This window comes from Achromobacter sp. 1014246743 (assembly GCF_059760725.1).
Genome location: NZ_JCBANA010000025.1, coordinates 68096 through 81816, shown reverse-complemented (window position 1 = coordinate 81816; position 13721 = coordinate 68096). Strand labels below are relative to the sequence as shown.

The 13721-nt window shown below is 64.8% G+C and carries 12 protein-coding genes; 2 read left to right on the top strand and 10 right to left on the bottom strand.

Going from position 1 to position 13721, the window contains the following annotated elements:
* Window positions 1-117 precede the first annotated feature (117 nt).
* The 3 genes from AC6LJ2_RS12845 to AC6LJ2_RS12835 all read right to left on the bottom strand — a co-directional run bounded on the left by AC6LJ2_RS12845 (window position 118) and on the right by AC6LJ2_RS12835 (window position 3097).
* Window positions 118-1092 (bottom strand): LysR substrate-binding domain-containing protein, encoded by a 975-nt coding sequence (locus tag AC6LJ2_RS12845; protein ID WP_498151489.1) that lies wholly within the window; start codon window positions 1090-1092, stop codon window positions 118-120.
* Between the two features lie 97 nt (window positions 1093-1189).
* Window positions 1190-1621, bottom strand: coding sequence for a RidA family protein (locus tag AC6LJ2_RS12840; RefSeq protein ID WP_263909759.1), 432 nt, complete (start codon window positions 1619-1621; stop codon window positions 1190-1192).
* A gap of 18 nt (window positions 1622-1639) precedes the next feature.
* Complete coding sequence (locus AC6LJ2_RS12835; protein ID WP_498151488.1) at window positions 1640-3097, bottom strand: 2-hydroxymuconic semialdehyde dehydrogenase; 1458 nt, start codon at window positions 3095-3097, stop codon at window positions 1640-1642.
* 182 nt (window positions 3098-3279) lie between these two features.
* Between AC6LJ2_RS12835 and AC6LJ2_RS12830 the strand changes: the two genes are divergently transcribed.
* Window positions 3280-3753, top strand: a complete 474-nt coding sequence (locus AC6LJ2_RS12830) for a MarR family winged helix-turn-helix transcriptional regulator (protein WP_498151487.1) — start codon at window positions 3280-3282, stop codon at window positions 3751-3753.
* 11 nt (window positions 3754-3764) lie between these two features.
* On the opposite strand, the gene AC6LJ2_RS12825 is transcribed toward AC6LJ2_RS12830, so the two are convergent.
* The 5 genes from AC6LJ2_RS12825 to AC6LJ2_RS12805 all read right to left on the bottom strand — a co-directional run bounded on the left by AC6LJ2_RS12825 (window position 3765) and on the right by AC6LJ2_RS12805 (window position 8953).
* Window positions 3765-4658: a YihY/virulence factor BrkB family protein gene (locus tag AC6LJ2_RS12825; RefSeq protein WP_445657500.1), complete on the bottom strand. Its 894-nt coding sequence runs from the start codon at window positions 4656-4658 to the stop codon at window positions 3765-3767.
* A gap of 226 nt (window positions 4659-4884) precedes the next feature.
* Window positions 4885-6525, bottom strand: coding sequence for a chaperonin GroEL (groL, locus tag AC6LJ2_RS12820; protein ID WP_498151486.1), 1641 nt, complete (start codon window positions 6523-6525; stop codon window positions 4885-4887).
* Between the two features lie 37 nt (window positions 6526-6562).
* Window positions 6563-6850, bottom strand: a complete 288-nt coding sequence (gene groES / locus AC6LJ2_RS12815; RefSeq protein WP_006221616.1) for a co-chaperone GroES — start codon at window positions 6848-6850, stop codon at window positions 6563-6565.
* A 548-nt stretch (window positions 6851-7398) separates the two neighbouring features.
* Window positions 7399-7914, bottom strand: a complete 516-nt coding sequence (locus AC6LJ2_RS12810) for a nucleotidyltransferase family protein (RefSeq protein WP_498151491.1) — start codon at window positions 7912-7914, stop codon at window positions 7399-7401.
* 727 nt (window positions 7915-8641) lie between these two features.
* On the bottom strand, window positions 8642-8953 hold the full coding sequence (locus tag AC6LJ2_RS12805; RefSeq protein WP_263909785.1) for a hypothetical protein: 312 nt from the start codon (window positions 8951-8953) through the stop codon (window positions 8642-8644).
* Between the two features lie 378 nt (window positions 8954-9331).
* Here AC6LJ2_RS12805 and AC6LJ2_RS12800 point away from each other — a divergent pair, with 378 nt between their 5' ends.
* Window positions 9332-9781, top strand: coding sequence for a lysozyme inhibitor LprI family protein (locus AC6LJ2_RS12800; RefSeq protein ID WP_263909787.1), 450 nt, complete (start codon window positions 9332-9334; stop codon window positions 9779-9781).
* Between the two features lie 104 nt (window positions 9782-9885).
* Here the strand turns inward: AC6LJ2_RS12800 and AC6LJ2_RS12795 are convergent, their stop codons facing one another.
* Together AC6LJ2_RS12795 and AC6LJ2_RS12790 are read right to left on the bottom strand one after the other, a co-directional pair.
* Entirely contained in the window at window positions 9886-11994 is a 2109-nt protein-coding gene (locus AC6LJ2_RS12795) for a TonB-dependent siderophore receptor (protein ID WP_498151485.1), read from the bottom strand.
* Between the two features lie 303 nt (window positions 11995-12297).
* Complete coding sequence (locus AC6LJ2_RS12790) at window positions 12298-13719, bottom strand: efflux transporter outer membrane subunit (protein WP_498151484.1); 1422 nt, start codon at window positions 13717-13719, stop codon at window positions 12298-12300.
* Window positions 13720-13721: the final 2 nt, after the last annotated feature.

Genomic DNA, 13721 nt, shown 5'->3' with positions numbered 1-13721 from the left:
GTGGCGGGCTTTGCCCGCCGTTGTGGGGGGTAGGGGCTTGTGTGGCGCGTTTGGGATGGCGGCTGAAGTTGGCTTGGCGACTGCTTGTGTGTGCCTGGCGGTGGGTGGCTTGGCCGTCTATTCGGTTGTTGGTGTTGGGGGGCGTTGTGCCGTGATTTGCTTCAGGTAGTCCACCAGTCTTTGGCAGGCGGGGGTCAGGGGGCGGTCGGCGCGGATGGAGTAGCCGACGTCGCCGAAGGTGCCGAAGACGGTGGTGGGCAGGCGGGCCAGCAGGCCCATGGCGAGGAATTGGGCGGCGGCGTCGTAGGGGATCAGGGCCAGGGCGTCGCTGTGCATCAGGATGCCGATGTTGGTCAGGAGCGAGAGCGACTCTACGTGGCGGGCGGGCAGGCGCAGGCCGGCGTCGAAGAAGGTGCGTTCTATCGAGGCGCGCAGGGGCGAGGTGGGGGCGGGCAGGATCCAGATGTGGTCGATCAGGTCGGGCAGGGCGATCTGCGGGGAGCGGGCCAAGGGGTGCTGGGCTCCGACGACCAGGCACAGGTCTTCGCGGTAGAGCTTGTGGTGGTCGACGGCGACGCCGGAGATCGAGGCCATGTCGGGGCCGGGCAGGCGGCCGACGACGATGTCGACGTCGCCGGTGGCCAGGGCGGGCAGGAGCTGGGCCGAGGGGCCTTCGCGGACGGTGACCTGGATGCCGGGGTGGTCGGTCATGAGGCGGGCGATGGCTTCGGGCAGCAGCTTGGCGGACGCGGCGATCAGGGTGCCGACGACGACGTGGCCGCTGGCGCCGCCCAGGACGGCGTCGATGTCGTCGGCCATGTAGCGGATCTCGGCCATCATGGCGTGCACGCGGCGGCCCAGGACCAGGGCCAGTTCGGTGGGGGTGACGCCGCGGTTGGAACGTTCGAACAGGGTGGCGCCGAAGAAGGCTTCCAGGTCGTGGATGGCTTTGGTGACGGTGGGCTGGGTCAGGTGCAGTTCGCTGGCGGCGCGCGACAGCGAGCGGCGCGCCAGCACGCGTTCGAAGATCTGCAACTGGTGCAGTTTCAGCTTGTGGCTGAGCGCGTTGGGCGTGATGCGGAAGTTCGACATGCGCGCGGCCGTCCCGGCGGGGCGCCGGGGGCGGGGATCCTGTTCCGAAGGAAAAGCCGGAAGGCGGTCGCGCGCCATGGCCGTGCGCGGGGAAGGCTTAACGCGCGAGCGGCTTGTAGGCGACCGCCTTGATTTCAATCAGCAATTGCGGGTGCGGCAGCTGATGCACCGCCACGGTGGTGCGTGCCGGCCCATCGGCGTTGAAGAACTCGCCGTAGACCTGATTGTAGCCACCGAAGTCGTTCATGTTGACCAGGAAAGTACTGATCTCGACCACGTCGGCAAGGGTGGCATCGGCGGTGGCAAGGATGTCGCGGATGTTCTCGATGACGGCGCGGGTCTGCACGCGGATGTCGAGCGTGGCCGTGCCCAGGGCGTCGACTTCGGCGCCGGCGATGCGGTTGTCGGGCAGGCGCGAGCTGGTGCCGGAGACGAACAGGAAGTCGCCGGCACGCTTGATGTGGGGATACTTGCCGCGGGGCGTGGCTTTGCCGGCGACGACGGTGGCGCTGACGGGGGCGGTGGTCATGGTGGTTTCCTTGGAGGCCTAGAGCTTGATGCAGACGTTGGTGGGTTCGGTGTAGAAGTGCAGCGAATGGCGGCCGCCTTCGCGGCCGATGCCGGACAGGCCGCTGCCGCCGAAGGGCGTGCGCAGGTCGCGCAGGAACCAGCAGTTGACCCACGCCAGGCCGACTTTCATGGCCTGGGCCACGCGGTGGCCGCGGGTCAGGTTCTGGGTCCAGACGGCGGCGGCCAGGCCATAGCGGGTGTCGTTGGCCAGGCGGATGGCCTCGTCTTCGGTGTCGAAGGGGGCCACGTGGCAGACGGGACCGAACACCTCTTCCTTGATGCAGCGGGCGGTCTCGGGCAGGCCGGTCCAGATGGTGGGCTGCACGTAGGCGCCGGCGTCGCGGGCGTCACCGAATTCGGGGATGCCGCCGCCGGTGACGACGGTGGCGCCTTCTTCGCGGGCCAGCGCGAAGTACGACAGTACTTTCTCGCGGTGTTCGCGCGACACCAGGGGGCCCATGCCGGTGGCGGGGTCGTCGGGCCAGCCGATGCGCAGCGCCTGGGCGCGCTCGGCCAGCGCGGCAACGAAGCGCTCGTAGATCGGGCGTTCGACATACACGCGTTCGGTGCACAGGCAGACCTGGCCGCAATTGGCGAAGACCGAGCGCGCGGTGCCGTCCACGGCGGCATCGAAGTCGGCGTCGGCGAATACCAGCGCCGCATTCTTGCCGCCCAGTTCGAATGACACTGGTTTCACGCCCGGCGCCACGGCGCGCATGATGGCCGCGCCCGTGGCCGATTCGCCGGTGAAGGTGATGCCGTCGATGTCGGGATGCGTGGTCATGAATTCGCCCGCGGACGCCGGGCCGAAGCCGTGCACCAGGTTCAGCACGCCGGCCGGCAGGCCGGTGTCGCGCGCCACTTCGGCCAGCAGGGTGGCGGTGGACGGCGTGACTTCCGATGGCTTCATGATGACGGTGTTGCCAAAGGCCAGCGCGGGCGCGACCTTCCAGGTCAGGAGCAGCAGCGGCAGGTTCCACGGCGAGATCACGCCCACCACGCCCAGCGGCTTGCGATAGGCGTAGTTCAGCGCCTGGCGGCCGTCGGGCGTGTCGGTCAGGTAGCTTTCCATGTCCAGCGTGCGGGCCAGTTCGGCAAAGGCGCGAAAGTTGGCCGCGCCGCGCGGAATGTCGATCTGGCTGGCCCAGGACACCGGCTTGCCGGTGTCGCCCATCTCGGCCTGCAGGAAGTCGTCGAAGCGGCGATTGATGCCGTCGGCCAGCGCCAGCAGGTGCTCGGTGCGGGCGGCGACGGGCAGCGCGGCCCAGGCGGGCAGGGCGCGATGCGCGGCGGCCACGGCGCGGTCGACTTGTTCGCGGCTGGCCTCGTGGGCTTGCGCGATCAGGGCGCCGTCCACCGGGCTGTGCTTGTCGAAGGTGGACGCGCCGTCTTCGAAACGGCCGTCGATGTAGTTGCGCAGTTGGCGGATCGTCATGATCGAGATTCCTGAAGGGGCCGTGGCGGTCTGGCGACCGGGTCAGGCCTTGCTTATAAAGTACGTATACGTACTATTATGGCGATAGTAAGTAGGTGCCAAGGCGAAGTCAATGCCGGGTTTTGCCGGAGGGGGCAAGGTCAGCGCCTACAATCGCCACGCGTATTTCAAGGAACCGCCCGATGCCCGCATCCCGTTCAGCCCCGCCCCAAACGTTGCAGGATTTCGACCTGACCCAGGTGGCGTCCCACTTGCTGCGGCGCGCCCATTTCCGGGCCGAGGGGCTGTTTGCGCAGGCGTTTCCCGAAGAAGACCTGACGCCGCGCCAGAAGGCGCTGCTGATCACGGTGCACCAGAACCCCGGCGCGACGCAAAGCCGCATCGCCGAGCTGATCGCGCTGGACCGTAATTCCTTCGCGGAAATGATCGCGCGCATGACGGCCAAGGGCTACGTGCGCCGCACACGCTCGGCACAGGACGCACGCGCCTACGCGCTGGAAATCACCGACGAGGGCATGGCGTTGCTGGCCCGCGTGCTGCCGCGGGACGCCGAGGTCGAGGCCGAGGTGCTGGCGCCGATTCCACCTGAACTGCGGCCCGTGTTCTTGAAGTGCCTGCGTTTGATGGCAGGGCTGGAGCCGGCAGAGGCGCCGTAAGGCGCGTGGCGTCAGGGAGTAGGCGGCTTGGCCGCACGGCCAAAGCGCAGCGCGAACTGGCGCGTGAACACCGCGCCAAAAAAGAAGATCTGCGCCGAGTAATAGATCCACAGCAGCAACGCGATCAGCGAGCCCGCTGCGCCATAGGCCGACACGGCGGCTCCTCGGCTGAGATACACCCCGATGCCCCACTTGCCCACCAGGAACAGCGCCGCCGTCACGATGGCGCCCGGAATGACGTCGCGCCAGGAAATCCGCGCGCTGGGCAGCAGCTTGAAGATCACCGCGAACAGCGCCACCACCACCGAGAACGAGAACGCGGTGGAAATCCAGTCGGCCACCGTCGCGAAGGCGGACGCGGCCCACAGGTCGCCGTAGTACTTGCGCGCCGCGCCCAGCGCCGCGTTCACCGTCAGCGAAATCAGCAGGAACAGCGCCAGCACCAGCACCAGGCCGAACGACAGCATGCGGCTGCGCACCATCCCGTGCAGCCCGCCTTTCTGGTTGGCTGAGACTTCCCACAGGTCATCCAGGCTGGCCTTCAGTTCGGCGAAGGCCGTGGTGGCGCTGAAGATGAGCACGAAAATGGAGATCAGCGCCGCAATCCAGCCGCCGCCCGACTCATGGGCGCTGGCCAGCACCGTCTGGATCACCTCGGCGCCGCGCTCGCCCGTCAGGTCGCGCAGCGACGAGAACAATTCCGACCGCACCGCGTCTTCGCCAAAGAAGGCGCCCGCCACCGCGATCACCAGGATCAGCATCGGCGCCAGCGAAAACACCATGTACAGCGCCAGCGCGGCGCCCTTGCTGGACGCGCGGTGGGTCGACCACTGGTTGGCGGAATCCATCAGCAGCCCGCCAATCTCGGACGGACGCAGGGCACGCAGGCTCTGGGGTAGACGCATGGGACAGGGCTCGGGCTTGGGATCCCTCATTGTAGGGACGCATGCGTCGCCGCGAAACCCGCAACTTGTAGGCAAGTGTTCCGACTCGGGACATCGGTGCGTCGCAGAACCGGGCGGCCAGGAACGCTTTGCACAAAAAGAAAAACCCCCGGGGCGAAGGTCCGGGGGTTTCTCGGGGTACTGTTCCCCGGCCGAAGCCGGGGAGGCCTTGCAGGGTAGGCGGGACTTAGAAGTCCATGCCGCTCATGCCGCCCATGCCACCCGGCATGGCCGGGGCAGCGGGCTTGTCTTCGGCCAGTTCGACCACGGCGGCTTCGGCCGTCAGCAGCAGGCTGGCGACGGAGGCAGCGTTTTGCAGGGCGGTGCGGGTCACCTTGGTGGGATCCAGCACGCCTTGCTCGACCAGGTCGGTGTACTCGCCGGTCGCGGCGTTGTAGCCGTAGTTGCCCTTGCCGTTCAGCACGTTGCTGACCACGACGCTGGCTTCTTCGCCGGCGTTCGTGACGATGGTGCGCAGGGGCTCTTCCACAGCGCGCAGGATCAGCTTGATACCGGCGTTCTGGTCAGGCGTGTCGCCCTTCAGGTCAGCGATGGCTTGCTTGGCACGCAGCAGAGCCACGCCGCCGCCAGCCACGACGCCTTCTTCCACAGCAGCGCGGGTAGCGTGCAGGGCATCTTCGACGCGGGCCTTCTTTTCCTTCATTTCGACTTCGGTGGCAGCGCCAACGCGAATCACGGCAACGCCGCCGGCCAGCTTGGCCACGCGTTCTTGCAGCTTTTCACGGTCGTAGTCGGACGTGGCTTCTTCGATCTGGATACGGACTTGCTTGACGCGAGCCTCGATCGACTTGCTGTCGCCAGCGCCGTCGATGATCGTGGTGTTTTCCTTGCCCACTTCGATGCGCTTGGCTTGGCCCAGTTCAGCCAGGCCGGCCTTTTCCAGCGACATGCCGGTTTCTTCGGAGATCACCGTGCCGCCCGTCAGGATGGCGATGTCTTCCAGCATGGCCTTGCGGCGGTCGCCGAAGCCCGGGGCCTTGACGGCGGTGGTCTTCAGGATGCCACGGATGTTGTTCACCACCAGGGTGGCCAGCGCTTCGCCTTCGACGTCTTCGGCGATGATCAGCAGCGGACGGCTCGACTTGGCGACTTGTTCCAGCACGGGCAGCAGGTCACGGATGTTGCTGATCTTCTTGTCGAAGATCAGGACAAACGGGTCTTCCAGCACGGCAACTTGCTTTTCCGGGCTGTTGATGAAGTAGGGCGACAGGTAGCCGCGGTCGAATTGCATGCCTTCGACGACGTCCAGCTCGTTTTCCAGCGACTTGCCGTCTTCGACGGTGATGACGCCTTCCTTGCCGACCTTGTCCATCGCGTCAGCGATGATCTGGCCGATGGAGGAATCGCTGTTGGCCGAGATCGAGCCGACTTGAGCGATTTCCTTGCTGGTCGTGACCGGCTTGGATTGCTTCTTCAGTTCGGCGACGGCGGCGGCGACAGCCTTGTCGATGCCGCGCTTCAGGTCGATCGGGTTGAAACCGGCGGCAACGTACTTCAGGCCTTCCTGAACGATGGCCTGGGCCAGCACGGTGGCGGTGGTGGTGCCGTCACCGGCGTTGTCGGAGGTCTTGGAGGCAACGTCCTTGACCAGTTGGGCGCCGATGTTCTCGAACTTGTCCTTCAGTTCGATTTCCTTGGCGACGGACACGCCGTCCTTGGTCACGGTCGGGGCGCCGAACGAGCGCTCCAGCACGACGTTGCGACCCTTGGGGCCCAGGGTGGTCTTGACAGCATTGGCGAGGACATTCACGCCACGGACGATGCGCACGCGGGCGTCGTCACCGAACAATACTTGCTTGGCAGCCATTTGTTAGCTTCCTTCGAAAATTCGTTTGAGGCAGGGTTTACTGGACCACGGCGAGGATTTCGTCCTCGCGGATGACGAGCAGCTCTTCGCCGTCAACTTTCACGGACTGGCCGGCGTACTTGCCGAACAGAACCTTGTCGCCAGCCTTCAGGTCGACCGGCAGGATCTTGCCGTCTTCGGTCTTCTTGCCGGGGCCGACGGCCACGACTTCACCCTGGTCGGGCTTTTCAGCGGCGCTGTCGGGGATGACGATGCCCGACGCAGTCTTGCGCTCGTTTTCGAGGCGTTTGACGATCACGCGATCGCCCAGGGGACGCAAGGCCATGAGGAACTCCTGTTACTTAAGAAGAAAGTGAATGATCGGGTTGGCCCGGGAGACTGTTAGCACTCACCGGAGTCGAGTGCTAATTATAGGGATGATGTGGTGGGGTTCAAGGGGGTGGGGGCGGCCTGTTACATCTTGAGCGGGCAGGGCGGGCTATCTGTCGAATGTCATTCAACTTGGAATTTGTGTCACTCAAGTTGGAACGGGTAGCGTCCCCATATAGTTGTCGAAATTCATCCAACTTGGGATTTACGTCATCCAGTTTGGGAATCGAGAATTTTCGATATACAAGCGCTGGTGCGGCCTCCAGCCGGATTTCGTCCCTGTAGGTCCGATTTCGTGTGCCATGCACTGGCGATGCCGCCTGTCAGCCTCGGGGTGAAGCCTCCGTGTGGCTGGCAACCCAAGGCGCCTGACCTGTGTGCGACGCCCGCCAGGCCCCGCTTTGGCCGTGTACGCTCAATACGGGCGGCGAACGACCGCCGCTCTCTACCTGCTCTGCAATTGGACGACAGGCCGATTCCGACCCAAAGCGGTCCTATGTGCGGTCAGGGTGTACAGATTGAAAGCCGAGGCCATCGGTGGCTGAATCGCTTGGAATTCACCCGGTGCATAAACGTTGAGACGCTCGCCCGCCGAGGGTTGTGCCGAACGCGCAGTTCAAACAGGTCATTCAATCCGTACGGCGCTATGACCTTCAATGATTCATCACCGTCCAGGTAAATGCCAACGCAAGTGGCAAACTCTGGCCAAGTGGCCAGCCCATCGTCCAAAGACGTTAGGGGTGAAACCACCTGGCCGAGGGCTTCTGCGAACCACTCGTGCACTCTGGCCTGGTTTGTCACTTCCCAAGTGAGCGAGGGAAGGAGCCAATGCAGCCGCTCTTGAAGTTCGGCATCCAGAGCTGGAGGCGCATCAGCATCAAAGTACGCAACGTCCACGTCATCCAAGTTCGAGGGCTCCTGAAAGCCATGCAAGCTATCCCAAACCAAGGATCTGATGGCCCCTGCACCGATGCACCACGAGGGCAAACCAAGGCAGCGAACCGCCCGCAGCGCAGCCATCAGTTGCTCAGAGGATTCGACGAGGTCGCATAGTTGTTGCTCATAGCCCACTCGAACATTTGTCATCATTTCGTCTGGAACTAGAATTTCGGGTTGCTTGTATGTGGAAGCAGCATATCCGGAATCGTCGGCTGACCGCACCTGGCCGATGGCAGTCGTTCGTCAACCGCGTCTAGAGCACGGCCGTTGTAGGGTTGGCCAAGCGGCCTGGTATGGGGCCTCGCGATGTGATGCACCCAGGTTCAATGAACTTTCTGGGAAAGAACGCCATGTTCAATGAACCAGCGAGTGCAAAGTGGATGAACCAAATTTCCCCAACTCATTGATTTGAATGGAATCAAGTTTCCACTTTCAATGAACTTCGACATCAGGAAATGGCCGTAGTTCGGAGAAGCAGGTTTTCGGGCAGAGCCGGCCGTGCATCACACCAGTGGCCAGCTCAATATGGTCTGCGGCGTTAGGAAGACTATGCGGAGCAGGGCTATGTAGAACAACCAAACGCCGATCACCTCGACAGGTGGCCAGCGCTTTGCAAAGTCGTGAGGCTCTGCGGTTGGATGGCCATATGTCGCTTCTTTGAACGGCTAGGTCTAGTCACGTCTGCGGCCTTGTTCCAGATCGACTGCTGGCATGCAGTTCGGCGCGGCGCTGCGTGAAGTCCAGGAGACGCAGGTCGCGGGCTGTGATGGCAGGCCGACGCCGTGCGCCTGCGGACCCGAGATGCGGTTCAGGTGGCGGTATCGACGTTCTTGACGCGTAGGTTGAGCGGGCGCAGCTTGGACCACAGCCACAGCCCCGCGGCGGTGCTCGTGCCTACGACCAGCGTGATGCCGGTGGCGATGAGGAAGCCGATCACCGGACTCATCAATAGCGCATCGAGGCCCTCCAGGACGCGGCCGTTCCATTGGATCGAGCCCAAGCCGAAGAAAGAGCCGATGGCGCACACGATCGCGAACGGGATCCAGGCCAGGTACTGCCCGATGGCGATCAGCTTGAACACGGACTTGAGACTTAGCTTGCGGATTTGGATGTCGCGCACGGCGCCTCCGGGTAATCAGGGTTGAGCATGGACGGGCTCGAACTTAGCCAACATTTGCATGAGTCCCGCCCCCAAATCTGTTGCGGGCTCCTGCGCCCGATTCCGGCAACACTGTAACTGAAAGCGCCCAGCAGTCGCGAGCTATGCTGATAACTCTTTTTTTGTCGTGGGATTCTGGTTCATAGTCTGTGCTGGTCAACGCAATGACGGTGCTGGGGTCATTAGGGTCACGCCCGCTTGATGGCCGCAGCCCAATCCTGGACTTCCTTGCCCGGGAAGGCGCCTGGTTCCGCGATTTGCACAACCTTTCGACAAACGGGAAAATCGACCCCTTGGTCCACGCTATCCGTGGCCGCAGACTATTCAGGAGTGAAGGACGTGCGCAACCCCGTTCCCGCGGCAGTACCGACCGGCATCATGGAAGGCCGGTGCCGGCAAAGCGCTCAAGGCAAACGTGCGATCCTGCGTGCTGTCATCTGCGCGGTCCTCGCCGGCTCTCCTTTCCTGCAGATCGAAGCCGCCCATGCCGCCGGCTTCGACTGCAAGGCCGCGAAGACCCATGTCGAACATCTGATCTGCGACGAACCCGCGCTGTCCAGGCTGGACGACCAGGTCAAGGCGCTGTACGACAAGATTCAGGCCGAAACCGCTGGCCGTGATGGTGAAACCGGTGAATGGCGCGATCCTGTTGCGAAAGAGCAGACGCAATGGCGCACGACCGTGCGTGACCGTTGCCCCGATGCCGCCTGCCTGAAATCCGCCTACGTGGAACGCATCGCTGCCATGAAAAAGAACTGGGCAGAGGCGCTGGGCCCCGCGGGCAAGTAATACGCGAAGCCCTCCGGGGGGCGAATTTTGCCATTCAACAGGGTCCTGTCGGCGCCGAAGCAAAAGTGAGCCACTGTGCCGCTTCGGATAAATGCCCCGTGATCTCAGTGGCGAAGCCCCACCGTCAACAAGGTGGTGCGTCCGTTGCCTAGCGCGACGGCGTTACGCACCCCGCCGGCGTAATAGTCTTTGTCGAAGAGGTTGTTCATGGTCAACGCCACCCTCCAGCGTTCCGCGTTGTACGCCACGCCAGCATCCGCCACGACGTATCCAGGCAGGTCATAGCCGTAGGTATAGCGGTTTCCTTCTGCGCGCAGGCCGCCCGTGAGCTCCCAGCCGGCCAGGCGGCCGTGCATCCGGTAGCGCGCAGTCAGGTTGACACTGTGTCGCGGCACGCTGTTCAGGCGGGTATTGTTGGTCGTCGGCTGTTGGCCACCATCGTCAACGGTAATGGCGGAGAGATAAGCGTATCCCCCCATGAGGCTCAGGCCATTGCCCAGGTCCGACGCCCATCCCAGTTCAGCGCCCCGCGTGCGCTGCTTGCCGACCGCGATGCTGTAGCCGTCGTTCACCGGGTCCGACTGAAGGACATTCCGGCGCTCAAGATCGAACGCCGCCAACGTGATGCTGGAAGCGCCCTCGTCAAGATCGATCTTCACCCCGGCTTCCCATTGATTGCCACTTTCCGGCTTGAACGAGCTGCCGTTCGCGTCGGTGCCGCTGTTGGGATAGAACGACGTGGCATAGCTGACATAGGGGCGCACGCCCGGCAGGACTTCGTACATCAGTGCGGCAGAGCCCGTGATGGCATGGTCGGTGCTGTCCTGCCGGACCTGCGTGCGATGTTCGGTCGAGTCGGTCGTGGCGGTGTCATGGCGCAGGCCGAAGACGGCGTTCCATCGCTCGCCGAGCGCGATCTGGTCGCGGGCATACAGGCCGACCGAGCGCACGGTGCTGCTGCTGTCGGTGCGCGGGTTGGCCGGGCAATTGATGGGGCTGCCGTAAACCGGCTTGTAGACGTCGAGATCGCGCACCGAGCAGTTGTACGACAGGCTGTTCTCGCGCGTGCGCAGGTAGTCCAGGCCCAACGTGATGTCGTGCCGGCCGAACCCGGTGTTGAATCCTCGTTGCGCATTGGTGTCCACGGTGAACGTGTCGCCGTCCCAATGCTGGTCTGTCGCCGTGCGCCGCAGCGTCCGATTGTCGGCGCGCAGCAGGCCATTGGCGACCAGCTGGCCATTGAGCGTGAACGTTTGCCAGCGCAAATTCTGGTTCACCGTCCAGCCATTGTCGAAGCGGTGCGTCAGCGCATAGCCCACGCGGCTTTGGTAGCCTCGATAGGGGGCCTGGTCGGGCTCGCCGGTAAAGCGGTCACGGGGAATCGCGCCATTGGGGTTGGACTGGACCGACCCCACGATCGGCAATCCCTGCTGACGGATGTAGCGGCGTTCCTGGTAGCTGGTCAGGATGGTGAAATCCGTGCGTGCGCCCAGATCCAGGGACAACGCCGGGGCGACGAACCGGTTCTTGAACCAGACGTGGTCGGTTTCGTCATGCGAGTTCATGGCCAAGGCATTGATGCGAAACGCCGCCTTGCCGCTGTCCGACAAAGGGGTGCCCATGTCCAGCGTAGCCTGCCGGAAATCGTGGCTGCCCACGGTGACGGCAGCATCGGCGAAGGCCTCGGCGCGCGGGCGCTTGCTGACCAAGTTGACCAGGCCGCCCGGAAGGACCTGACCGTAAAGCAGCGAGGCAGGCCCTTTCAGGACTTCCACTTGTTCCACGCCGGAAAGCGCTTCGGCGATCCGGTTGCTTGCCGCCGTGCGCAGTCCGTCCAGGAACAGGGAATCCGAGGCCACCTGGCCGCGGATGATGAGGTCGTCCCAGCCACGACGGCCGAACTGATTGGTGACCACACCGGGCACGTTGTCCAGCGCGTCGGCCAACGTCTGTGCCTGCTGCGCGTCCAAGACCGCCCGGGGCACCACGGTGATCGACTGGGGCGTCTTTGCCAGGGGAACGGACGATTTGTTGACCGCCGGCGGCGCGACCGGGTTGAACAGGCCGCTTTCGCCGGAATCGCCTTCGCCGGTCACGCGGACGGCGGGCAGTTGTACGGGGGAATCAGACGTCTGGGCAACGGCCTCGAACGGGGCGAAAGGGGTGGCCAGGGCCAGGACGGTGGCAAGTGCCGGAACGGAGCGTAGGGGCATGAAGGGACGGCAGGCGGTGGAGGACTGAGGAGAACGAATGCGCGAGACCATTCCCCATTAATGAGAATGGAAACTATTTATTGTAGACTTACCTCGTTCGACGGGGGCGGCAATGTGCGCGAAATATCCGCTTTGGGCCGCTTCCGATCACGCTCCCGTTCATGCGCCGCCTGCCGAACAGGCGCATCCCGGCCTGCGCTTGCGCAGCCTGGCTGCCCCGCATGGCGACCGCTTTGCCGCCGAGGCGCTCATGCGCCAGGCAAACGGTGAACTGCGGCGGGTGTGGGAAATGACCTGATGTGACTATCCGGCACCCAGCGCCTTGTACAAGGAGATCGCGCCGCGCAGTTGCGCCAGTTGACTGAGCGCGAGGGCATCGCGTGCTTGGTTCAGGCTGCGTTGCGCCACCAGTACCGGCAGGTAGGCGCTCAGCCCGCGCGCGTAGCGTTGGGTCGCCTGTTGCAAGGCCTGCCGGCTGTCGGCCACGGCCTCCTGCAATGCGGCTTGCCGCTGGCGTTCGCTTGTCCAGGTTGTCAAGGCGTCCTCCACGTCGCGCAACGCGGCTCGCACATCCCTCTCGTAGACGCGCCGCACGGCATCGGCGTTGGCCTGTGCCGCGGTCACGCCCGCCTGCGCGCGTCCTGCATCGTAGAGGGACTGGCTACCTTGCAGCGCCGCCGACCACGCCAGGCTCGCGCCCGAAAACAGGTCATGTATGACGCTGGCGGTGGTGCCGATACCCAGCGGAATGCGGAACCTGGGGAAGCGTTCGGCCTGGGCCGCGCCGATCTGCGCGGTGGCGGCGGCCAGGCGTCGTTCGTCCGCGCGCAGGTCGGGGCGCAGGCGAATGACGTCCGAAGGCAGCGACAGCGGCAAGTCGGCAGGGATGGGCAACGCCGGCGCGGGCGTGGCCAAGGCGGCATGCCAGTCACCGGGGAACCCGCCCGCCAGCACGCCGATGGCATGGCTTGAACGGGCGATGTCCGCTTCCAGCAGGGGGGGCTGTGCCTCGGCCGCTTCGCGCTCGGCGCGGGCTTGCGTGACGTCGGCCAGCGTGCCCAGGCCGCCGCGGTGCGCTCGTTCGGCCAGACGCTCGGCTTCACGCAGCGTGTGAATGTTGTCCTGCGCGATGACCAGGCGCCATTGCGCGGCGCGCAGCCCGACGTATTCGGACACCAGTTCGGCAGCCAGGCTCACTTGCAGCGCACGATGGTCCTCTGCCAGCGCCTGGATGCCGGCGTTGGCGGCCTCGATCGCCCGGCGCGTGCCGCCGAACAGGTCGAGTTCCCAACTGGCATCGAACCCCAGATGCCAGGTCCGCGCCCGTCCGCCGGGCTGCGAGCTGAGCGCCTTGCTGCCACGTACGGCATCGCCGGCGGCCCCGATCGATATCTCCGGCATGGCGGCCGAGGCGATCTGCACACGCTCGGCGCGTGCCTGGCGCAGGCGCGCCAAGGCGATGTCCAGGTCCTGGTTGTGCGCCAGGGCCTGCTCGACCAGCCGGTCGAGCAAGGGATCCTTGAGGGCGCGCCACCAGGTGCGCAGGCCATCGTGCTCGCCGCCGGGCCTCGCGGCATCGGCCTCGATCCAGTGCGCGGGCACGTCCAGCGCCGGCGCGTGGTAGTCCGGGCCCACCGTGGTGCAGCCGACCAGAACTGTCAGCAGCGCGGTCAGCAGGGGGGCCTGCCGCAGGCGCGTTTGCTTGTGAGGGTTGGGGGCGTGCATGG

What these genes read in the sequence shown, in the direction of transcription:
- AC6LJ2_RS12845 (WP_498151489.1), bottom strand. Translation starts at nt 1,092, where the DNA reads ATGTCGAACTTCCGCATCACGCCCAACGCGCTCAGCCACAAGCTGAAA.
- AC6LJ2_RS12840 (WP_263909759.1), bottom strand. Translation starts at nt 1,621, where the DNA reads ATGACCACCGCCCCCGTCAGCGCCACCGTCGTCGCCGGCAAAGCCACG.
- AC6LJ2_RS12835 (WP_498151488.1), bottom strand. Translation starts at nt 3,097, where the DNA reads ATGACGATCCGCCAACTGCGCAACTACATCGACGGCCGTTTCGAAGAC.
- AC6LJ2_RS12830 (WP_498151487.1), top strand. Translation starts at nt 3,280, where the DNA reads ATGCCCGCATCCCGTTCAGCCCCGCCCCAAACGTTGCAGGATTTCGAC.
- AC6LJ2_RS12825 (WP_445657500.1), bottom strand. Translation starts at nt 4,658, where the DNA reads ATGCGTCTACCCCAGAGCCTGCGTGCCCTGCGTCCGTCCGAGATTGGC.
- groL (WP_498151486.1), bottom strand. Translation starts at nt 6,525, where the DNA reads ATGGCTGCCAAGCAAGTATTGTTCGGTGACGACGCCCGCGTGCGCATC.
- groES (WP_006221616.1), bottom strand. Translation starts at nt 6,850, where the DNA reads ATGGCCTTGCGTCCCCTGGGCGATCGCGTGATCGTCAAACGCCTCGAA.
- AC6LJ2_RS12810 (WP_498151491.1), bottom strand. Translation starts at nt 7,914, where the DNA reads ATGGCTGCGCTGCGGGCGGTTCGCTGCCTTGGTTTGCCCTCGTGGTGC.
- AC6LJ2_RS12795 (WP_498151485.1), bottom strand. Translation starts at nt 11,994, where the DNA reads ATGCCCCTACGCTCCGTTCCGGCACTTGCCACCGTCCTGGCCCTGGCC.
- AC6LJ2_RS12790 (WP_498151484.1), bottom strand. Translation starts at nt 13,719, where the DNA reads ATGCACGCCCCCAACCCTCACAAGCAAACGCGCCTGCGGCAGGCCCCC.